Origin of the sequence: Paenibacillus castaneae, from assembly GCF_002884445.1 — a bacterium.
GTDB lineage: Bacteria > Bacillota > Bacilli > Paenibacillales > Paenibacillaceae > Pristimantibacillus > Pristimantibacillus castaneae.
In genome coordinates, this window is sequence record NZ_KZ614144.1 from 3,096,554 (window position 1) to 3,118,709 (window position 22,156).

Annotated in this window: 20 protein-coding genes and 1 other annotated feature; of the genes, 14 read left to right on the forward strand and 6 right to left on the reverse strand. The window is 43.3% G+C overall.

The window, feature by feature from the left end; translation table 11 throughout:
- Window positions 1–148: 148 nt before the first annotated feature.
- The 3 genes from CEF13_RS13735 to CEF13_RS13745 all read left to right on the forward strand — a co-directional run bounded on the left by CEF13_RS13735 (window position 149) and on the right by CEF13_RS13745 (window position 2,579).
- Entirely contained in the window at window positions 149–595 is a 447-nt protein-coding gene (locus CEF13_RS13735; RefSeq protein ID WP_102711215.1) for a thiol-disulfide oxidoreductase DCC family protein, read from the forward strand.
- A 141-nt stretch (window positions 596–736) separates the two neighbouring features.
- Window positions 737–1,612, forward strand: coding sequence for a radical SAM/SPASM domain-containing protein (locus CEF13_RS13740; RefSeq protein WP_102711216.1), 876 nt, complete (start codon window positions 737–739; stop codon window positions 1,610–1,612).
- Between the two features lie 124 nt (window positions 1,613–1,736).
- Window positions 1,737–2,579 (forward strand): undecaprenyl-diphosphate phosphatase, encoded by an 843-nt coding sequence (locus CEF13_RS13745; RefSeq protein WP_102711217.1) that lies wholly within the window; start codon window positions 1,737–1,739, stop codon window positions 2,577–2,579.
- 79 nt (window positions 2,580–2,658) lie between these two features.
- Here the strand turns inward: CEF13_RS13745 and CEF13_RS13750 are convergent, their stop codons facing one another.
- On the reverse strand, window positions 2,659–3,867 hold the full coding sequence (locus CEF13_RS13750; protein ID WP_243864494.1) for a voltage-gated chloride channel family protein: 1,209 nt from the start codon (window positions 3,865–3,867) through the stop codon (window positions 2,659–2,661).
- A 103-nt stretch (window positions 3,868–3,970) separates the two neighbouring features.
- Window positions 3,971–4,306: a DUF5658 family protein gene (locus CEF13_RS13755; protein WP_102711219.1), complete on the reverse strand. Its 336-nt coding sequence runs from the start codon at window positions 4,304–4,306 to the stop codon at window positions 3,971–3,973.
- 118 nt (window positions 4,307–4,424) lie between these two features.
- Here CEF13_RS13755 and CEF13_RS13760 point away from each other — a divergent pair, with 118 nt between their 5' ends.
- The 4 genes from CEF13_RS13760 to CEF13_RS13775 all read left to right on the forward strand — a co-directional run bounded on the left by CEF13_RS13760 (window position 4,425) and on the right by CEF13_RS13775 (window position 11,445).
- Window positions 4,425–5,993 carry a glycosyltransferase gene (locus CEF13_RS13760; protein ID WP_208414464.1) on the forward strand — a complete coding sequence of 523 codons (1,569 nt, stop codon included), beginning with the start codon at window positions 4,425–4,427 and terminating at the stop codon, window positions 5,991–5,993.
- A 136-nt stretch (window positions 5,994–6,129) separates the two neighbouring features.
- Entirely contained in the window at window positions 6,130–8,073 is a 1,944-nt protein-coding gene (locus CEF13_RS13765; RefSeq protein ID WP_102711221.1) for an ATP-dependent DNA helicase, read from the forward strand.
- A gap of 173 nt (window positions 8,074–8,246) precedes the next feature.
- Window positions 8,247–9,182, forward strand: coding sequence for a tyrosine-type recombinase/integrase (locus CEF13_RS13770; RefSeq protein ID WP_243864459.1), 936 nt, complete (start codon window positions 8,247–8,249; stop codon window positions 9,180–9,182).
- 246 nt (window positions 9,183–9,428) lie between these two features.
- Window positions 9,429–9,690, forward strand: a binding site (T-box leader).
- 90 nt (window positions 9,691–9,780) lie between these two features.
- Window positions 9,781–11,445, forward strand: coding sequence for a glutamine--tRNA ligase/YqeY domain fusion protein (locus CEF13_RS13775; RefSeq protein WP_208414489.1), 1,665 nt, complete (start codon window positions 9,781–9,783; stop codon window positions 11,443–11,445).
- Between the two features lie 88 nt (window positions 11,446–11,533).
- Here the strand turns inward: CEF13_RS13775 and CEF13_RS13780 are convergent, their stop codons facing one another.
- Window positions 11,534–12,370 (reverse strand): sugar phosphate isomerase/epimerase family protein, encoded by an 837-nt coding sequence (locus tag CEF13_RS13780; RefSeq protein ID WP_102711223.1) that lies wholly within the window; start codon window positions 12,368–12,370, stop codon window positions 11,534–11,536.
- A gap of 163 nt (window positions 12,371–12,533) precedes the next feature.
- Window positions 12,534–13,244, reverse strand: coding sequence for a DUF421 domain-containing protein (locus CEF13_RS13785; RefSeq protein ID WP_341806283.1), 711 nt, complete (start codon window positions 13,242–13,244; stop codon window positions 12,534–12,536).
- Window positions 13,245–13,444: 200 nt separating this feature from the next.
- Between CEF13_RS13785 and CEF13_RS13790 the strand changes: the two genes are divergently transcribed.
- The gene (locus tag CEF13_RS13790) at window positions 13,445–13,873 is read left to right on the forward strand and encodes a GNAT family N-acetyltransferase (RefSeq protein WP_102711224.1); all 429 of its coding nucleotides are present in this window, start codon (window positions 13,445–13,447) and stop codon (window positions 13,871–13,873) included.
- A gap of 74 nt (window positions 13,874–13,947) precedes the next feature.
- Here the strand turns inward: CEF13_RS13790 and CEF13_RS13795 are convergent, their stop codons facing one another.
- Window positions 13,948–14,757: an AraC family transcriptional regulator gene (locus CEF13_RS13795; protein ID WP_102711225.1), complete on the reverse strand. Its 810-nt coding sequence runs from the start codon at window positions 14,755–14,757 to the stop codon at window positions 13,948–13,950.
- A gap of 185 nt (window positions 14,758–14,942) precedes the next feature.
- Here CEF13_RS13795 and CEF13_RS13800 point away from each other — a divergent pair, with 185 nt between their 5' ends.
- The 6 genes from CEF13_RS13800 to CEF13_RS13825 all read left to right on the forward strand — a co-directional run bounded on the left by CEF13_RS13800 (window position 14,943) and on the right by CEF13_RS13825 (window position 20,895).
- Window positions 14,943–15,947 (forward strand): aldo/keto reductase, encoded by a 1,005-nt coding sequence (locus CEF13_RS13800; RefSeq protein WP_102711226.1) that lies wholly within the window; start codon window positions 14,943–14,945, stop codon window positions 15,945–15,947.
- Window positions 15,948–16,140: 193 nt separating this feature from the next.
- On the forward strand, window positions 16,141–17,217 hold the full coding sequence (locus CEF13_RS13805; RefSeq protein WP_102711227.1) for a D-alanine--D-alanine ligase family protein: 1,077 nt from the start codon (window positions 16,141–16,143) through the stop codon (window positions 17,215–17,217).
- A gap of 5 nt (window positions 17,218–17,222) precedes the next feature.
- Window positions 17,223–18,371 carry an alanine racemase gene (gene alr, locus CEF13_RS13810; RefSeq protein WP_102711228.1) on the forward strand — a complete coding sequence of 383 codons (1,149 nt, stop codon included), beginning with the start codon at window positions 17,223–17,225 and terminating at the stop codon, window positions 18,369–18,371.
- Window positions 18,346–19,209, forward strand: a complete 864-nt coding sequence (locus CEF13_RS13815; RefSeq protein ID WP_243864461.1) for a M15 family metallopeptidase — start codon at window positions 18,346–18,348, stop codon at window positions 19,207–19,209. Before alr ends, CEF13_RS13815 begins: the two co-directional genes overlap by 26 nt.
- Window positions 19,193–20,230, forward strand: a complete 1,038-nt coding sequence (locus CEF13_RS13820) for an acyltransferase family protein (RefSeq protein WP_166742784.1) — start codon at window positions 19,193–19,195, stop codon at window positions 20,228–20,230. Before CEF13_RS13815 ends, CEF13_RS13820 begins: the two co-directional genes overlap by 17 nt.
- A 383-nt stretch (window positions 20,231–20,613) precedes the next feature.
- On the forward strand, window positions 20,614–20,895 hold the full coding sequence (locus CEF13_RS13825; RefSeq protein ID WP_244917077.1) for a zinc ribbon domain-containing protein: 282 nt from the start codon (window positions 20,614–20,616) through the stop codon (window positions 20,893–20,895).
- 55 nt (window positions 20,896–20,950) lie between these two features.
- Here the strand turns inward: CEF13_RS13825 and CEF13_RS13830 are convergent, their stop codons facing one another.
- Window positions 20,951–22,138, reverse strand: coding sequence for an ROK family transcriptional regulator (locus tag CEF13_RS13830; protein WP_102711231.1), 1,188 nt, complete (start codon window positions 22,136–22,138; stop codon window positions 20,951–20,953).
- Between the last annotated feature and the right edge of the window lie 18 nt (window positions 22,139–22,156).

Here is a 22,156-nt window from a genome sequence, read left to right on the forward strand (position 1 = left end):
CCGTGGAATGACCAGGATTAATAAAAATAAAGGGGTACTACGGAATGTAGTACCTCTTTGTCTGCTGTTCTAGCTATATTGGAACTGTATGCTTGCTGTGAGTGGGTTTATAATGTAAGGAATAGAAAGGACAGGTGCTATAAAATATATGTTCAAAAAAAAGCGGCCAGCCGTTCTGCTCATCGACGGACAATGCTTGCTATGCAATGGCATTACTCGGTTTGTGGTCAAGCGTGATAAAGCAAAAACGTTTCAATTTGCTTCGCTTCAATCTGAAGCTGGTCAACAGTTCCTTAGGGATGGAAAGCTGGCGACTGGTGATTTAAATACATTCGTCATGATACAAAACGGCAAATATTTCATTAAATCAAGCGCGGCACTCCGTGTATTGCGGGAGCTAGATGGTTTATGGCCGTTGTTATATGTGTTCATTGCCGTACCGCAGGCTTGGAGAAACGTGTTTTATGATCTTATCGCTCAGAACCGCTACCGGTGGTTTGGCAAGACGGACGTCTGCATGCTGCCGACAAATGAGCTTAAGGATCGTTTTATGGAGAACGGCGTTCATGCGCAGCAGACTGAAAAAACCGAGTGAAAGGAATAATCGGCACTGCTGTTTATTCCTTTTTGTCACTTGCCGCTTCGGCGTTGTATAATAGCGATAGACTATAAATGAAAATATGAGCTAAAGCGGTAAATCGCTAGTTGCGACAACGGGGAATGGAGTACAGTACAAATGAAAAAGTTCAAAAAGTTTTATATAGAAACGACAAGCATATGCAATTTGTCATGCAGCTTTTGCCCGCCGACTTTGCGTGCGAAGGGATTTATACAGGTAGAGGATTTCAAGAAAACGTTAGATCAAATTAAACCGCATACGGATTATATTTATTTCCATGTCAAAGGCGAGCCGATGCTTCATCCCAAAATGGACGAGCTGCTCGATATTTCCCATGAGAAAGGTTTTAAAGTAAATATTACGTCAAACGGAACGCTAATAACGAAAAACAAGCATAAGCTGCTGAATAAGCCGGCGTTAAGGCAAATCAATTTTTCCTTGCACAGCTTTGACGGACACGCTGGCTCTACAAATAAGGAGGGCTATCTTGCTGAAATATTGGACTTTGTGAAGGAAGCGGTAGCGACCAGCAATATTATCATTTCATTCCGACTATGGAATTTGGATATGGATAATGAAACGAATCAGCAGAAAAATAAAAATCGTGAGCTGCTAAGCATGATTGAGAAGGCATTTAATCTCGATTACAAAATCGAAGAGAAGTTCATTCCTGGAACAGGTGTTAAAATCGCCGATCGCATCTACCTTAATCAAGATCCTGAATTCAAATGGCCGGATTTGAAGGAGCCCGAGGATGATGGCAAAGGCTTTTGTCATGCGCTTCGCAACCAAGCGGGCATTCTTATCGACGGCACGGTTATCCCGTGCTGCTTAGACGGGGAGGGCGTCATTAATTTAGGGAATATTCATGAAACACATTTCTCGGATATTATAGAAAATGAGCGTTCAACGAAGCTCTATGAAGGATTCTCCCGCAGAGAAGCAGTAGAAGAATTATGCAGGAAATGCGGCTACCGTCAAAGGTTTGGTTGAATCAATTGTTGCAACTTCGTAAATGCTATTGATTTATGAGGTAGAATCGTTTTAAGATAGAAACTGAAATGCTAGGTTCACCTTGCTATTCAATCAGACTATCAGTTGGGAGATTAAATTTCAGATGGATTTTTTGACGATTTTAAAAGCAATTATTTTAGGAATTGTTGAGGGGCTGACGGAATTTGCACCCGTATCCTCAACGGGACATATGGTCATCGTCGACGATATGTGGCTTCAATCGGAACAATTTCTTACGAAGTACGTAGCCAACACCTTTAAAATTGTCATTCAACTGGGCTCGATCTTAGCGGTGTTAATTATTTTCCGAAATCGATTCATTGATTTGCTAGGCTTAAATCGTTTCATGAAGAAAAAGGGACAAGTTACGGCTGTTCCCCAGAAGAGATTAAAGCTCACGCATGTTATTGTTGGATTAATTCCAGCAGCTGTAATCGGACTATTGTTTGATGATTACATCGATGAGTATTTATTTTCCACTCGAACTGTCCTACTTGGTCTCGTTATTGGCGCGCTACTGATGATTGCAGCCGATAAGTTTAGACCCGCTGTACCAAAAGTAGAAACAGTTGATCAGATTACGTATAAGCAAGCACTCTCTGTTGGTTTGATTCAATGCTTGTCGCTATGGCCGGGCTTCTCACGTTCTGGCTCGACAATCTCCGGAGGGGTATTGCTTGGAATGAGTCACCGCGCTGCCGCGGACTTCACATTTATTATGGCAGTGCCTATAATGGCTGGTGCGAGCTTGCTAACCTTAATGAAAAATTGGCAGTATTTCACGCTTGATTCCTTGCCATTCTTCATTGCTGGTTTTATTAGTGCCTTCGTATTTGCACTTATCTCTATTCGTTTCTTCCTAAAGCTTATTAACAAAATCAAGCTCGTGCCATTCGCGGTTTATCGGATCGTACTAGCTGTTGTTGTGTATATCGTCTATTTCTAAAAACAATACACAAAACTAAAAACAGCCTGTTCCTCGAGTGGAGGGACAGGCTGTTTTGCTATTAATAGCGTAAAGGAGTTCAGTTCTTCTTCTGAGCCTCGTAAATACCGGCTCGGCCTGAGAATATAAAGCTGATGAGGCACCCGATAAAGAGGTAAACGGCGCCTTCAGAACCGAATAATTCAATTCCCATTATGAAGCAGGCAAGCGGTGTTTTGGCTGCACCGCTGAATACGGAAACAAATCCGATTGCAGAGAGGAAAGGTACCGATACAGCGAACAGGCCGGCAAGCGCACTGCCAAGCGTTGAACCAATAACGAACAGCGGAGTTACTTCGCCTCCTTGAAAGCCTGTCCCAAGAGTAATGGACGTAAATATAGTTTTCAATAAGAAGACGAGAGGAGAAACCGCTTCTTGAAACGATTGCTGGATGAGCGGAATTCCAAGGCCCAAATAGTTCCTTGTACCAAGCGCATATACAAGAGCAATAATAATGAATCCTCCGATCATGCTCTTTAAGACAGGGTTCGGAAACCATTTGCTGAATAATGCTTTCAGTCCTGAAGTAAGCCGAATAAATAGATAAGCAGCTAGTCCAAACAAAATCGATGCTGCGATTAGTTTTACAATAAAGAACCAATCAAGTGCAGGAATGGCTCCCATCTCATAATGAATATGTTCAATGCCCCAGGCCGTCGTTACGAGATGTCCAACATAACTTGCGATAAAGCAGGGGAATAACGCCTCATAACTGACAGCGCCGATGGCGAGAATTTCTAACCCGAATATGGTTCCTGCAAGCGGTGTTCCGAATATAGCTCCAAATCCACTGCTAATTCCGCACATTAATATGATTTTTCGATCAAGCGGACTTAATCGCAGCAGCTTGCCAATCCATTCGGAGAGGCTTCCACCCATTTGAATTGCGGTTCCCTCGCGTCCTGCCGATCCTCCGAATAAATGAGTAGTTAACGTGCCAAAAAGTACGAGAGGTGCCATTCGCAGCGGAACAGCGCCATTGCCAGTATGTATTTGTTCAATAATCAGATTATTGCCTTTGCCGGCAGAGCCTCCTACCTTCATATAAGTATAACTCACGATTCCCCCACCTATTGGCAGTAGCCAGAGCAGCCACGGGAAGCTCATACGGGTCGTTGTTACCCAATCCAGACTAGTTAGAAAAAATGCCGATATCGAGCCCGTTAAGAGGCCTACGATGCTGGATACGATTGTCCATTTTACAACAAATTTAAGTAACGTAAGCGGCAAAGCCTGTCGCGCGTCCATCATTGTGACAAACTCCTTTATTCTCCCTTTGAATATAAGCGATACGTGAAATCTTCTACTAGTTATTATACACTGCTCACTTTAGAGGTAAAGGATTAGATGGTTAAAACAAATCAAAGCTAAGCTGACCGCTTGCGATACCGTAGTAGATCCAGATCAAATGATACATATTGACGATAAAATAAAGCAAAACCGCCAAAAGAATACATGGGTTAATCCATGCCTTGCTCTTTAGTTGATAGAAAATAACGATCAGGAGCAAAGGAAGCACTATCTTCAATCCGTAAAAGGCGGCAATATGCCAATTATAGATTTCTTTGACAAGCGGGTTCATTTCTTCAATCAGACCCAATCGCAGGCCAAGATCTGTAAACGCAGCATCGGCAAAGCTCAGCAATAGAAGACCATACAGCAATGCTTTCAAATTCCAAGTTTTCATTGCAGCTATGTTGTTGCCCCCGTTCCGTTTTTAATAGTGAAGCAATTAGATATTCCAAGCATATGCTACATAAGCATTAACATTCCGAGACTATCTCCCGGCTAAAGGAGGCATTTCGTTGAAGCGTCTATTAATAGGCAGTCCCATTCGTCAGAAGCCGCCCGTATTGCGTTATTTTCTATCTTCATTAGAACGGCTATCTGTCGTGGACCATCATATTGATTATTATTTTATTGATGATAATGATGTGGAGGAGTCGTCCGCCATTCTAAATGAGTTTATAACCAAGCAGCAGGAGGCAAACGGCTCCATGTCTCTATTGAAGAAAGGCGAGCTATTAACGGTTTACACTCGTAATGAGCACACACATTATTGGAGTAATGAGCTTATTGACAAAATTGCGAGCTGGAAGGATGACATCATCACTACTGCAAGAGATCAAGGATATGACGGATTATTTCTGATTGATTCCGATTTGCTGATGCACCCCGCTGCTCTCCAATCTTTAATCTTAGCTGAGAAGGACATTATCTCCACCATATTCTGGACGCAGTGGCAGCCAGGAACGATGGAGCTGCCTCAAGTTTGGCTGAAAGATACGTATTGGCCATTTCAATCCGATCGAACGATGACGGCTGGTGAAGATGCCGACGCAGCAATTCAACTAGTCATGAAGCTGAGAATTCCCGGTATTTATGAGGTTGGCGGTTTAGGTGCCTGCACCTATATTTCGCGAACGGGCTTAGAAAAGGATATTTCGTTTCGCAAGATACCTAATCTGTCATTCTGGGGAGAAGACCGCCATTTCTGCGTACGTGCGGCTGCTCTTGGCCTCAGTTTGCATGTTGACACGAAATATCCTGCATTTCATATTTATAGAGACTCAGATCTTATACGCGCGGATTTGTTTATGGAATCAACCGCTCAATCGCTGCCTAAGGAAGCAGCAGTGAATAAGACTGGAGCTCCCTTCATCATAGTGCCAGGTGCTGCTCCGAAGCTTACCTTGTCTATGATTGTCAAAAACGAAGGCGATCGTTATTTGAGAGACGTGCTTCAGCATCATCGCGAATATATAGACCATGCCGTCATTATTGACGATGGAAGTACAGATCATACGGGAGAGATTGTACACGAGTATCTTGCCGGCATTCCCTTAACGTATATTAAGAATGATGAATCGAAGTTTCATAATGAAGTGCAGCTTCGAATGCAGCAGTGGGAGGAAACGATTCGGACCCGGCCGCAGTGGATTCTGAATATGGACGCTGATGAATATTTCGAAGATAAATTCAATTCAGAGCTGCCTCAGCTGCTTCAAGACCAGACCGCATATGTGTATTTATTTCGTCTCTATGATTTCTGGTCCGAGGATCAATACCGCGAGGACAGCTTCTGGAATGCACACTCTGTCTACCGGCCGTTTCTGCTCAAATATGCTGAGGGTTATCCTTATGAATGGAAACAAACGCCGCAGCATTGCGGCAGGTTTCCGCAAAACATTTATTCAGTGACTCCCAAAACCTCAAGTATGCGGGTGAAGCATTTCGGCTGGGCCCGTGAGAAGGACCGTATTCATAAATATGAGCGCTATAAGCAGCTTGATCCAGATGCCATCTATGGATGGAAAGAGCAATATGAATCTATTTTGGATGCTGCGCCTAATCTGATCAAATGGATCGAATAATAAGGGGAGCCAGCATTCTTTGACTAAATCGTTGTTTATATGGTATATTAGAAATTATGCTTAGTACAGGAACCTCACAAAACGGCTGCGTGCTCTCACGCAGCCGTTTGTGCCTACTACATGGAGGCAAGCCATCGTGAACAATTATCCTTTTGAATTTGATCCGAAACAACCTTTTATCCAGCAGGCGAGCGATTGGATTGCTGACGTTTTTTATGAAAAGCTTCCGGAAGCGGGTTTTGAGATCCGAGATGAACAAATATATATGGCATTTCAGCTAGAACGTGCTTTTGCGGATAAGCAAACGATATTTGCAGAAGCAGGAGTCGGAACAGGCAAAACACTGGTTTACTTGTTATATGCGATCAGCTATGCGCGTTATACTAGAAAACCGGCTATTATCGCATGCGCAGATGAGTCTTTGATCGAGCAGCTGGTTAAGCCTGAAGGCGATATTGCAAAGCTAGCGCGTCACTTGGATTTGGTCATAGACGCGAGATTAGGGAAATCTGCCGACCAGTATATTTGTTTAAATAAGCTGGAGGATGCAAGATCGGGGCAGGACGATGCTGCGCTGTTCGAAAGCATTTATGAGGAATTGCCGAGCTTTGTATACAAGCCAAATTCTATGCAAAGCTTTCATCCTTATGGAAATCGGAAAGAATATCCGAACCTGAATGATGAGCAGTGGAGCCAGCTTGGATGGGATGTTTTTCAGGATTGTATGGTTTGTGACCGAAGACATCGCTGCGGCCAGACGCTATCGCGAGATCATTACCGCAAAGCAGTAGATGTCGTTATTTGCTCGCATGATTTCTATATGGAGCATGTATGGACATACGAAGCAAGGAAGCGGGAAGGGCAGCTTCCTTTATTGCCGGATCATAGCTCTGTCGTATTCGATGAAGGACATTTGCTCGAAACAGCTGCACAGCAAGCGTTAACGTATAAGCTGAATCATGCTGTATTTGAAAGCATTGTGATCCGTTTGCTTCAGGAAGAAATTCGTGAAACACTCGCAGTAGCTGTAGAAGACGCCATTATGCAGAGCGAGCATTTATTTAAGCTCATTAACAAGAATAGTGTGAAGGTGCCAGCATCTCATCGTAAAGAAATTATTTGGAGCGAGGATCTGCTGCGCGAAATTAATCGATTGCAGGATACACTGTCGGTCATTGAAGAGGAGCTCGTCTTCGAAAGCGGCTTATATACGATTGACACCTACCAATTGAAAATTGTTGAAGAGCATTTGGAAATGATTCAATTCGCGCTTTCGCTATACAAGCGTGAAGATAAGCCGATAAGCTGGGTGTCGCAGGATAAAGACGGCATTTCACTCGTCATTATGCCAAAGTGGGTGAAGGAAGTATTGAAGGAGCAGGTATTTTCTCGTAAAATGCCAATCGTATTTTCCTCAGCAACGCTTTCGGTTAACGGATCATTTCAATATATGATGGACATTCTCGGACTGGAAAGCGCATTATCCTTCTCCGTGCCTTCACCATATGAATATGAGAAGCAAATGAAGCTGCTCGTTCCGCAAGCGGGCGATTTGATCGCTATGGAAGAAAAGATAGAGAAAACGTATCAGCAGCTGCAGAAATCTGGAGGAAGAACACTTCTGTTATTTCCTTCGATGGAACAGCTGGAGCGATTCAAGCAGGAATCGGAGAAGCATGCTGATTATCAGAAGTATAGCTTCTTATATGAAGGCTCTAGAGAAATCAGCTCGCTAATAGAAGAGTTTCAGACTGATGAGCCAAGTATATTATGCGCGGTTACGCTATGGGAGGGGCTGGATATCCCAGGCCCGTCCTTATCTCAGGTTATTGTGTGGGAGCTTCCGTTTCCTCCGAACGATCCTTTATTCTCAGCAAGACGCGCGGATGCAAGCTCGCCGTTCGAAGATGTCGACATGCCTTACATGCTGCTGCGCTTGAGACAGGGGATAGGTCGTTTAATTCGAACTCGCGAAGATAGCGGAACTATTGTTATTTTTGGAGACAAGCTAAATGATCGCAATGTGCGTGAACAGATCGCCCAAATTATTCCGCAAGGGGTAAGCATGGACCCATTATAGAATGAACACGAAACGGTTCTACTTTTAACGGTAGAGCCGCTTTTTTTGTGGAAAAATAATTGCGTGAAATACATATTTCACGCAATTTGCTTTTTGAAGCGCTTTTCAGCTATGATTAATAGAGTTATACGGCCTAAATAGAGTACATAGAAGCGAATTTTGGAGGCATTAAATTGAAAAATAGACAACATGAGGTAATGGATGCCTACGGCGTAGAATTAGAGTTATTTTCCATCTGGATGAAAAATAAAGGGATGACCAAATCGACTCATCAGGCTTACATGAACGATGTCAGCTATTTTCTTCAAACGGTCTATCCAACCGAAACGAAGCAAATTACAAAAATGGACATTATGCGTTATATGGCCCATTGCCGGGAGAAGGGAACGGGCGATGAAGCTCGCAACCGGAAGCTGAGCTCACTGCGCTCCTTTTTTAAAGCTTTGATTGAGATGGAGCATATGGAGGGCAATCCCGCTGCACTTATCGCAAAGTCAAAGCAGGAGAAAAACCGCATACCTGTTTATTTGGAGGAAAATGAGCTGGAAGCTCTGCTTCAATCGATTCAGGGGAAATATTATATTCGAAATGTCGCAATTGTGCTCTTAATGTCTTATGCTGGTCTGCGTGTGGGCGAAGTGCATCGGATGAATGTGCAGGACTTCCGTCAGGACGGCTCGATTCATATATTAGGGAAAGGCCGTAAATGGCGTGTCATTCCTTTGCCAACTGCGCTCCAGGATGTGTTGAATGGTGCTCTTGCAGAACGAAAGGATTCAAGACAAGGGAAGGAGCAGCCTTTCTTTGTGTCCCAATTCGGCAGAAGGCTGTCGATTCGAATGATTCAAACCGTTGCAGACGATACAATTAAGCTGCTCAAGGAAGAGAATCCGTCCCTTGCTGATAAACGGCTGTCAAGTCATAAGCTTCGCCACTCCTTTGCAACGATGCAAATACGAAGCGGAACCGATATTCGAACGCTGCAGGAGCTTCTTGGACACGCGAGTATCGAAACCACACAAATTTACACTCATATTGACAATAAGCAGTTAAGATCAGCAATGAATAATATTTCGAGCAAAATTCCGTTGAACTTACATAAGAGGTAACATAAAATAAGTTATGTAAACAACGCAATTCAAAAATGCAGTGGATCAATAATTAGTTTACGTAATATATGTTATGTAAACTTATCATAAGAATGAGCATCATTTGGTGAATTACATGCAGGTTTTCCCGTTCGTGATCATAATGCGAATAAGAAGCATATACATTGGAATAATAACTAAAATATATCTAATATGGGTTATAAGAGTTTACAAATAAGGGAACAGTTTGTTATCATTAAGCCATATTTAAACGCGATGATGAGAAGAGTAAGGAAAAACATTCTTGTACAGAGAGCTCCGGCAGCTGAGAAGGAGCAAAGCATATTTTCCCGAAACAAGTCTCTGAGCAGCACGCAGGAACCAAGCCGCCATTGTTGGGGATTGCGTGACGGGAGCTCCCGTTATAGAGCTAGAGTATAAGCATTGCGCGCAATGCCGTACTTGAAGAGGTTAATATGGCGACATATTAATGAAGCTGGGGTGGTACCACGAAAATTTCGTCCCCAAGACAAGAGGTCTTGGAGGTGAAGTTTTTTTTGTGCTTTTTTTTACCACTTATCACGTTCATTAGGAGGAGTCGTCATTGGATCATGAGAAGATGCATCAAACCGAAAGCTTTTTAGTGAGAATGATCAGTGAAGAGTTAGAAGAGGGAGCATTCAGCAGGGCCATGTGCACGAGATTTCCGCCTGAGCCCAATGGCTATCTTCACATCGGAAGCGCCTATGCCATACACACGAATCATGTTATTGCGCAAAGGTTTAAAGGAACCTTTCATTTGCGGTTTGACGATACGAATCCTCTTAAGGAGGACATGGAGTACGTAAAAGCGATTATCGAAGATATGAAGTGGCTTGGCTACGATGCTGGAGAACATATTTATTTCGGCTCAGATTACTCAGAACAAATATATAATGCTGCCGTCACCTTGATCAAGAATGGAAAGGCATATGTATGTGATTTGACACCTGAAGAAATAACGGAGCATCGTGGAACTTTAACGGAGCCGGGCAGGAACAGCCCCTATCGAAATCGATCCGTTCAGGAAAATCTGGAGCTATTTACGAAAATGAAAGCGGGTGACTTTCCTGCCTTCTCCAAGGTTGTTCGCGCCAAAATCGATATGAGCTCACCCAATATAAACCTGCGTGATCCTGTTATATATCGAATAGTTCATGCTGAGCATTACAGAACGGGAAACGATTGGTGCATCTATCCCATGTATGACTTCGCTCATCCTATTCAAGATGCGATAGAGAATATCACCTATTCCTTATGCTCGATTGAATTCAAAGATCATCGACCTTTATACGACTGGATATTACGGGAGCTTGGCATGAATGAGCCGCCGCGTCAAAGAGAATTTGGCAGGCTTAGCCTGACCGGTGTTGTGACAAGCAAACGGTTTTTGCGACAGCTGGTGGAAGGGGAGTATGTAGACGGCTGGGATGATCCCAGACTTCCAACGCTCCGCGGCTTGCGAAGAAGAGGCTTCACACCGGAAAGTATTAATAGCTTTATCGAGGAGATAGGCAGTATACGTACCCAAAGCACGGTAGATTTCTCGTTATTGGAGCATTCCCTCAGACAGAATTTAAAGGCATCTACGATTGGTGTCATGGCAGTACTCCATCCTTTAAAAGTTGTCATTACCAACTATCCTGATGATAGCGCGGAGGCGTTAAAGGTTGAAAACAACAGTGAAAATGAGGCGCTGGGGAAAAGAGAGGTTCCATTCAGTCGAACTATTTATATAGAACGAGACGATTTTATGGAAATTCCATCGAAAGGTTTTCATCGGCTCAGTCTGAATTCAGAAGTAAGGCTGAAAGGAGCATATTTCATCAAGTGCAATAAAGTGATGAAAGACCCCGAAACAGGTGAAATCACAGAGCTTCACTGCACGTATGATGTGCATACGAAGAGCGGCACCGGATTTACGGGTCGGAAGGTGAAAGGAACGATTCATTGGGTTGCAGCGGAGCATGCCGTAAAAGCTGATGTTCATCTGTATGAGAAGCTGCTGCTGGAGCAGGACATACCGAAGGATGAAAGCGGGGAGTGGATGGAACTGATCAACCCTCACTCAAAAGTTATCGTAAAGGACGTTTTGGTGGAGCCTTACGTCAAAAATGCGCATAAGGGCCAAAGATTCCAGTTTTTCCGTCATGGATACTTTTGCATAGATACGAAGTTCACATCCAACGAAAAGCTCGTATTTAACCGTATCGTACCGTTGAAAGATAGTTGGAATAAAAAATGATTCCGTTGCTTGTTCGCAGCGCGAAAGAAGCTGATAACGATACCATGAGGTATCCGTTATCAGCTTTTATTAGTAAAAACAGAAGTGCTTAGCGCGCTGTAATATAAGGCTCGACGATTGTTTTAACCCGCTCAAGACCGTGCCACATATCTCCCGGACCATCGTAGATCAACACATAAGCGCCTTGAAAACCAACCTCTTGAACCTTATTCAAGTAGGATATAAGCTCCGCTTGATCCGGAACACCGTCTTGATCATACGTCGGTTTGACATGAACGGATACGCTTAGAGGAGCCGTTGCCGCTATTTCATCCAGCTTGTCAGGACCATGATAATTTCCGAAATCAGTTATGAATCCAACATATTCGCCTGCTTGTTCAAGCAACTTAAGACTGCTGTCGGCCGTTGAAGTAAGCGGCTTGAAGTTTTCCGTAATAACGCGAACGCCTCTAGTTGTCCCATATTCTGCAAGCTTGAATAAAGATTGGGCCGAAAGTTGTATAGCAGCTTCGTCCGTTGGAGGGGCTTCGCCGGCAATGACACGAATTTGTTTCGCGCCGCATTGGGAAGCAATATCAATCCAATTCTCGATAAGAGAAAGATCGGCTGATCTTCTCAGCTCATCTGTTGATGTAAGATTGCCATAGTCAAGCAATAGCGTATCGAAATGTACGCCTGATTCATTAAATGCAAGCTGAAGCTGCTCTAAGTAAGCAGGCTCGGTAGAAGGGAAGTGAAAGTGGCAAACCTCCAGCGCTTGATACCCATATGCAGCTGCTGCAGCAGGCAATTCAAGTAAAGTGAGGATTTGCGGCTGCTCTTGTTCGTTTGTTTCATGTATGCCGGCTTCAGCATTCCAAACCGTCCAGCGGAGAGGCCCTAATATTCGATGCAGGCTCCAGGTACTAACGGATAAGTATGACATAAACATCCCGCCTTTACGATTAATGGTTAAGTATAGCTATAGCATACCATTAGTATTTAAGAAAAAAAGGTATCTCATGTGGTCTTTTATTCCACTAGTTGGTCATAATAAGCAAAAATCCCGAAACCATCGTTGTAATGGCATCGGGATATGAGAAAGCAAATTATTCTTTGTCGACCGGATGGTTTAATTTATCATCATAATAATCAAAAACAAGACTGCCATTTGTCGTTTTGACGGCGTAGAAAATATCAGACAGCTGCTTGCCCCTCTCATTAATCTGCTGCCTTACCCAGTCTTCAGGTATTTTATTTTGGCTTAAATTTTTATTCATCAGCTTTCCGTCCATAATTAATTCAATAGGAAAATTCGAGACACCATAAGCCATATGTATATCTTGCTTGGTTAGGTTCAAATATTGGTCTTTTTTCAATACGGACAGCTGTCCATTGGTCTCTAAAGTGGCATATTCTACTTCGTTGATATTAAATATATCATTTTCTCTTAAGGACTGATTAAGGGAGTCTAAGGTGTAATGAATCTTTCGCATATTTCCATCTAGTATTTTTCCTTTTTCAATGACCACCGTAGGAGCTCCTGAAATAAAATGCCTGGTTTTCGGATATTTAAGAGCGACCCAAGATGAAGTATAGGATATTGCAGTAAATACGGCTAAAGAGAAAATGAAATATAAAACTGGAAATTTGGTATTAAATGCTAAATTTCCAGCAATCGCTCCCATCGTAATGCCAGTTGCAAAATCATGAAACGTCATATTCGATACCGTTTGCTTGCCCAGTATTCTTGATATTATGATAAGAATGATAAAAGCAAGTATCGTTCTGCAAAATATATTTATATAGTCAAGCATCATTCAATACCACTCCCATTACGATAAAATAGTTATTCCTATTATTCTCCAATGGAAGAAGTCTCATACTTTTGGCTGGAGCTAATGATTTGAAGGGAACATTATTTTTTGGTATGTTTCACTCTTTTCCTATATAATAAAGAAATTAATCAATCAATATAGCTGAGATGCAGCCAGCGGGATGGAAGGATCGAGACAACAACATGGATATCATACAAATAAAAACACAAGAGCAATTAGAAGATGCATTCCAGGTGAGGAAAGCAGTGTTTGTACAGGAGCAGGGTGTAGACGAAGAAGTGGAGCTGGACGAGCATGACGGAATTGCGGACCATGTCATCGTTTATGACGAGAAAAAGCCTGTAGGTACGGGCAGAGTGCGCAATGTGGATGGAATAGCTAAGCTGGAGCGTATTTGCGTGTTAGCGTCCCATCGGAAGCATAGCCTTGGCAAAGCGATTATGAATAAGCTTGAAGAAATCGCGATGGAGAAAGGCTTGAACAAAGCGAAGCTGCATGGACAAGTCCAAGCCGTTCCTTTTTATGAGAAATTAGGCTATAAAACGGATTCAGACGTGTTCTTCGAAGAAAATATTCCACATGTTAAGATGATTAAAGATTTAGGACATTAATTATAAGCAAACCTAAGCACGCTGGTTGATTGAGACGACAAATTCGTTATCTCCTCATAGCGTGCTTTTTGACGTTATCCTACAATTTGGCGTTCTCGACGATAATGGGTAGGAGAGATGCCCTTTATTTTTTTGAACATTTTCGAAAAAAGCAGCGGGTCATTGTACCCTACAGAGTGCGAAATATCGGAGATGGATAGCTGAGGATTATTCATTAAATCGCACGCTTTATTCATCCGATAATGCAATAAATACATTTGTGGTGATAGCTGCACGACCTCTTTGAAGAGTGAGGATAAATAAATGCGATCAATGCCGATCAGCTTAGCAAGCTCGGATATGCTGATTTTACTATAGTAGTTCATATGAATGTAGTCGATCGCTTTGCGTACATATAAGTCCTTTGCCTTCGGCAAATAATGATCCTCGCTGGGTAAAGTCAGCAGACTGACCCATTCAGCAATTAGACGATAAAGCAAACTGTGCAAAATTAGTTCGCTAGTATAAAGCTGACTGCTTGCTTCCGAGAACTGATCCAGCCACGAATCAAACCAAGTAACAGGCGCAAATCCGAAAGAAGGATTGATTTTGCTCAAGCCCAGCTGCGTTAATATGCGTTCGACACAGCTTCCCTCAAATGCGATCCAGGAATAAACCCACGGGTCCTGTTCATCTGCCTTCATGCAGCAAATTGTATCAGGAAATACGAGAAAGCCTTGGCCTTGTTTTAATGTATAGGTACATCCATTGATTTGATAGGTGCCCTTGCCCTCATGAATAAATAAAATTTTATAATGGTCTTTGACTCCAGGTCCCCAGCAATAGCCGGGCGGGCAATATTGCTTGCCGTGATAATTATAAACCAAATCATAAAGCTCACGCATTGTATTTCAACTCCTCTAAGCTTTCGCTGCTCATATTACATTATGCCATATACAACTTGCTTGTGGACATTCCTTTTCACTTTATTACTAATATATACTTGGGTAGTAAATCGATACGAAGTTCATCATTATATCATGCATTCAATGAAGCCTCACGAATACAAGAATAAAGGAGATATGAACAAATGCCCTATACAGCTAACCCAAATCGTTATTCGGATATGAAATACATCCGCAGCGGCAAGAGCGGAATAAAGCTTCCTGCTATCTCGCTTGGCTTGTGGCAGAACTTTGGCGGCAATCAGCCTTTGGAGAACTCACGCGCTATGATTCTTAAGGCATTCGATCTTGGCATCAACCATTTCGACCTTGCAAACAATTACGGTCCTCCTGCAGGCTCTGCGGAGGAAACGTTCGGACAAGTATATAAGAAGGATCTCATTCCATACCGAGATGAGCTGCTTATCTCTACTAAAGCAGGCTATTATATGTGGGAAGGGCCGTATGGCGAATGGGGCTCACGCAAAAACCTGTTATCAAGCCTGGATCAAAGCTTATTAAGAATGGGTCTTGATTATGTAGATATTTTTTATTCACACCGCCCAGATCCGGAAACACCGCTTGAGGAAACTATGGGAGCTCTTGATCATGCCGTTCGTCAAGGCAAAGCTCTTTATGTCGGCCTATCCAACTATGGTGCGGAGCAGACGAAAGAAGCTATTGCTATTTTGAAGCGTCTCGGTACGCCTTGCCTCATTCACCAGCCTAACTATTCCATGCTAAACCGCTGGATTGAGGACGGTTTGCAGGATGTATTGGTTGAGAACGGCGTAGGCTCAATTGCTTACTGTCCGCTTGGCCGTGGCCAGCTTACGAATAAATATGTAGATAAAATCGAAGCGGAGATGGGAGCACCGGCTAGCACGATGAAGCCGGAAGCGATAACCGCTGAGCGCGTGCAAAAATTCCGCAGCCTTGAAGCGTTAGCTGCAGGACGCGGTCAAACCTTGTCCCAAATGGCGCTTACATGGGCGCTCCGCGAAGGCGGCGTTACGTCTGCACTTATCGGTGTCAGCCGTGTCAGCCAAATTGAAGAAAACGTGAAGGCGCTGGAAGCTTCTCCATTGTCGGCAGAGGAATTGAAAGAAATTGATGCCATCATGTTTCAAATCGGCGATATTCCTTGGTAATTTTTCTAAATATATGAGCTAAGCTCCGGTTATTGAACCGGAGCTTTTTTTGTTGTTCTATCATTTAATAAGCTTATTACTTAAATTGGTATTAACTTATCTTAAGATTTAATTAAACTTTAATTACAAGCCTCTTAATGATTGACCGTTATCTTTAGAAATAGATAACGAGTCCATTTTAGGAGGCTTTTTGATGAAAACAACACTATTTATATTATATGGCGGTAAATCGGTCGAGCATGAGGTTTCCTTAAAAACAGCATTCACGGTTATAAAAGCAATAGATTACAGCAAATTTATCGTTTACCCAATTTATATTACAACAGCTGGTCTGTGGTGCAGCTTAGGAAAGCAGCCTGAACAAGTACTAGAATTATCGGATCTTATTGTTGAATCCAATAGCAGGAATGCTGCTAGTTCAATGGGTGAGGTGCTCATCAAGCAGTTGTCCATTGAAGGTAAAAAGATCGTTTTGCCGCTTCTGCATGGTTCTAATGGCGAGGATGGCACCGTTCAGGGACTGCTGGAATTGCTGAATATTGCTTACGTTGGCAATGGGGTGCTTGCTTCAGCACTAACTTTGGACAAAGCGTTATCCAAGCAAGTACTCGCTCAAGCAGGAATTCATCAGGCCGAGTATTTAAGCTTCAGGTATGACCAGTGGCTAGAGGATCGTTCAAGCATTTGCCTGAGCATCGAAAAAAAATTAAAATTTCCATGCTACGTAAAGCCAGCCTCACTTGGCTCAAGCATCGGGATTAGCAGATGTGAGGATAAACAACAATTAATTGAAGGCATAGGCGAAGCCTATCGTTATGATACAAAAATTGTAGTCGAACGGGAAGTAATCGGCAGGGAGATTCAAGTGGCAGTTAGAGGGAATGACAAGCCGCTGGCCTCACTGCCAGGCGAGTTTATTCACAACCATCCGTTCTTTGACTTTGAATCGAAATATATGGACAAGAGCTTGACCATGTCGATTCCCGCACAGCTGTCTGAGACGATGACCTCTCAAATTAGACAAGCCGCCATTCATGCCTACCAGTCGCTGTGCTGTTCGGGGCTTGCCCGCGTTGATTTTTTCCTTGATGCTAATGATCAGCTTTATTTGAATGAAATAAATGCACTGCCTGGCTTTACGAATTTCAGCATGTATCCTGTCATGTGGGAGAAAACGGACGGCACTCGTTATTCGGAGTTAATTGAGATGCTGATCGATTATGCCTTCATGCGCCATGCCGAAAAACAATCCATTGTATACACGAGGTGAGCCGAATGCTGCGAGATACAAGAGTTGAAATAAATTTGAGCCATATACGTGAAAATATGATGAAAATTCGCCATGCTTTGCCGGAAACCGTCAAGCTGATGGCCGTAGTGAAAGCGGATGGTTATGGCCATGGAGATGTGGCGTCCGCCCAAATGGCTAAGCAGGCGGGAGCGGACCTGCTCGCAGTTGCCTACTTGAACGAAGCGCTCCGGCTAAGAGCGAATGGGATTGAGATGCCTATTCTTATTCTTACGCCGATTAATCCTCAAGAGGTTATGTTCGCTTTGGAGCATCAATTCATGCTTACCGTCACAAGTGCTTCATGGTTCGAGGAGATGAGAGCGTATAAGCATTGTTCAACAGTCAATAAGCTTCAGGTTCATGTGAAAATGGATACTGGCCTTGGCAGAATCGGCATTCAGTCCAAAGAAGAATGGGATGAGCTAGTCCCATGGCTCCAGGCAGAGGATGTTATTGTCGATGGATTTTACACGCATTTTGCAACTGCAGGCAAGGCGGATACAAGCTTTCTTCGGCAGCAGCATGCGAGATTTATTGAAATGATGGAGTGGAGCAAAGCATCAGGCTTGAAAGTGAACAGTTATCACTGTGCCGGTAGTGCGGCAGCGCTTCGGTTCCCGGAACTCGGAATGGATATGGTGCGCATAGGAGCGGCTATGTTTGGTTTTTATCCAGAACAGCTCGTTGATACCGTTAAGCTTAAGCCTGCACTCAGCCTGCGGAGCAATATTATGCAAGTGAAGCTGCTGCACAAAGGCGAGTGCATCGGTTATGACAACTCTTATCGGGCAGATGAGGATCAGTGGATTGGCACCGTCCCAATCGGCTATGCAGATGGATGGTCACAGAGCATGAGAGGGACGGAAATGCTTGTGCAAGGAGAGCGTACGCCTATCGTTGGCAAAATATGCATGGATCAGCTCATGGTGCGTCTGCACGGTCCCTGCGAGCTTGGAACAGAAGTAACGCTAATCGGAAGCCAAGGAGATGATCAAATAACGTTCGCTGAGCTGGCTGCCCATCTTGGGAGCGTATCGCAAGAAATATCTACTTCCATCTCGCCTCGAGTGACAAGGATTTATAAGAATGAAGGGAGATATGACGGCTATGAAACAATCACAAATCATCATTGATTATTCAGTTCAACCTGCCATCAACAAGCTGCATGGATCCGTTCAGGTAGAACGAAACCAAATGTATGAGGGCTATTTGATACTTATTAACGGAGAGAATCCCATCAGGAAGGCAACAGATGAGAGTATGCTCGTTCCGCTTAGCTCTGTACCTCATCTGCGTGTACTGCAGGAAGGCATGCTATTAGAGAATACATGCTTGCAGCAATTAGTGAATTTATTGCAGCACTGTCAGGGCCTTCAGGATATCGTTATGGTCAGTGGATTCCGTTCGATGGAGGAGCAGCAGCATATTTATGAAACCTCCTTACGGGAAAATGGAGCCGAATATACGGCAAGCTATGTAGCATTACCTAATCAAAGCGAGCATCAGACGGGTTTGGCTATTGATGTCGGTCTGCGGAGGAATGAAATTGATTTCATAGCACCATCTTTTCCGAGCAGCGGTGTATGTCAGGCATTCAAAAAGCTTGCAGCTGATTATGGGTTTATTCAAAGATACAAAGAGGGTAAGGAATTCATTACGAATATCGCCTGTGAGCCATGGCATTTCCGATATGTAGGTTATCCCCATGCAGCTATTATGGAGCAGCACGGGTTCTGCTTAGAGGAGTATATTAACTTTTTGCGAAAATTTACTTATAGTGGGGAACAGCTTTGTATAGAAAGAGATGGTTTGAAGACTGAAATTTACTTTGTACCCGCAGAGGAAGGGCTGATGACGACCATCCCCCTTGTGAAATGTGATTTTTACCAGCTTTCCGGAAATAACAAGGATGGTTTTATTATTACAGCCTTTCATAGAAAGGGATCCTTGCATCGTGAATGCTTTAGCTAAAGCTCAGTTTGCCGGTATTGATCGGATGAAATTTATTGCTGCACTGCTCGTAATAGCGAATCATACCGGGCCTTTGCTGCAATACAATGAGTATGCGGATTTCCTTCTTAGTGGTGTTATCTCACGAATTGCGGTTCCGTTTTTCTTTATGGCTTCCGGTTTTTTCTTCTTTCGGAAGCTGACTGGCGATAAAGCTGCTGATCGGAGAGCACTGCTGCGCTATTCCAAGAATGTAGGCTGGTTGTATGGGATCTCCATCTTGATCTACCTTCCGCTGAATGTATATACCGGCTATTTCACGGAAGATTTCAGCTTGTCATCCTTCATAAAGGATATAGTATTCAACGGAACGTTATATCATTTATGGTATCTTCCTGCTTTGCTTATCGGCCTGTTCATCGTTTATTTCTTGTACGAGAAAAGTTCACTGACGTTCATGCTCTTATGCGCCGCTTTGTTATATATCATCGGTCTGCTTGGAGACAGCTATTATGGAATAGCAGATCAAATTAGCGGATTGACAACCGTCTATGACAAGCTGTTTCTTTGTTTCGATTATACGCGAAATGGGTTATTTTTTGCTCCACTATTTCTTGCTCTCGGTGCTAGTGCTGTGAAGAAAACCGAATCACAGTTGGTTAGGAAATCAACTACTTACGCAAGCTTGTTTTCCCTGTTTCTAGTGATGATGATGGGAGAAGCTTTACTTCTGCAAGCATGGGAGCTTCCCCGCCATAACAGCATGTATATCATATCTGTGCCAGCCGTGTATGCACTATTCCAGTGGGCTTTATTATGGAAGCGTCAGACAGAGCGAACAAATAGGGAGCTTAGAGTTTGGATTTACATCCTGCATCCTCTAGCTATTGTGCTCCTTCGAGGAGCGGCGAAAGCGGTTAGCCTTGAAGCTGTTTTTATAACAAACAGTCTGGTTCATTATGTCACGGTATGTCTGCTTTCCATTGCAATGGCCGCTGCCGCAGTACGATTATCCATCATAAAAATCAAACTTCGACCATAGACATGATAATGGGAGATGTATGAAGTTAATGAGAGGAGAGGCCGCAGCGAAGGAGCATTACCTATAGCTGGGAGGGATTGAAATGAGTATGGAATTGCTCATTCAACTACTCGTGCTTATCGTAATGATCATCGATATGGCCAACAGATCCAATAAATCATAAAACATGCAGTCTCACTGAACAATCTAAAGACAAAACGCTGAATATCCGTGTTTTGTCTTTTTTGTTTGTGTGTTAAAATCTGGCAATTATGATAAACTGTGTATGATGTATCATTACGATTTGTAGATAAGAGAGGATGACCGCTTTGGTAGAATGTCCTTGGTGTTTGAGTCAAGTCATCATAATAAATCAGATATGCCCGGAATGCAGGCAGGAGGTATTGCCTGAGCATCTTGAATATTCAATTGAGGATGAACAATTCGAACCAAATGATGTCCTTGCCGACAAGCAAGAGAACGATAGGGAAGTTCAAATAGCTGATTCGTTTCAGTGCGCCAAATGCGGACATGAGGAGTGCGAGATCAATGAAGGAGCTATGACTGGCGCAGGACTTAGTAATATCTTGGATATCAATTATCAGCATTATGTATTTATCTCTTGTGCGAAATGCGGATTTGTTGAGATTTATAATCCAAATATATGGAAAGAAAGAACGTATTAACGGAAGATTGTACAAAAAAAGATGCCCGTTAGATCAGGCATCATTCATCTTTGTATTAGGTGAGATCCCATTCCTGAAGCAGCATAATTGCTGCACCTGCGGTAACCGCATCTTCAGTCAGTTCGCCCTGTGAGAAAATGGGTTCGTAATGGGGGGAGTAATAAATATTACTGCGGGCAACCTGTATAACCGTATCATAAATCGTCTTGTGCACGTTGACGAAAGGACCTCCCAAAATAACAGTTTCGGGATGTAAAATATTAATGAGGTTTGCAATGCCGATGCCAAGATAGGAAGCAGTCTGAAGAAATTGCTCTTGAACAAATGCATCCTCTTGCAAGTAGGCATTCTTTAGAACATCAAATCGGATACTCTCAAGAGGCAAGTGTTTCAGGTCAGTAGATTCGGAAGAGGCTAGCTGTGAATGGATCCTCTTCTCTAAAGCAGGAATAGATACCAACGCTTCCAAAGCGCCATAATTGCCTTCGTCGGCTAGCCTCGGGCCATTCGTTTGTATAATCATTTGCCCGAAGGAGCCTTCCATATCGAAGGCTCCTCTTACAATTTGCCCGCCCGACATCATGGAGGTTCGCAAGCCTACACCAGCATGCACATAGAGCATATGCTCTACTTCCTCGTTGCGAAGGGCCCAATGCTCGCCAATAATGGCTGTGTTTGCTCCATTATCGAGCACAGCATGCAGTCCCGAGCTTTGCTCTAGCCATTCACAAATAGGAACATTACTCCAGCCCTTTGCCGGGAAATAGCGGGGTTTAAGCATAACGCCGTCTTCATGGCTGAGCGGACCGACAGCACCGATCCCGATCCCGATAACTTTCTCACGCTCGATTCCACATTCCGTCATCATGCGTTCTGCAAGCATCGTAATTTTCGCGACAAGCTTCTCTGGCGTCATTTGCTCATCCATTTTCCAACGTTCAAATGCCAAAGGCTTTAGGTTCAGATCGTATAGTCCGATAGCTGAAAAAAACCGCGAAATTTCTAAACCGAATATGGCGCGATGAGATGGATTCACGCAGTATAAAATTGGTTTTCTTCCGCCGGTGGATCGACCTAGCTCAGAAGCGATAATTAAACCGTCCGTAAGAAGCTCGTCTAGTAATCTCGAAAGGCTGGTGCTTGTTATATTAAAGCGTTTCATCAGGTCTGCTTTTGAAACAAGCTCATTGCGAGTTATTTGATTGAATATTTGTTTTTTTATCGATGAAAGCTTCGCATTCATAACTAATTCTCCAATTGT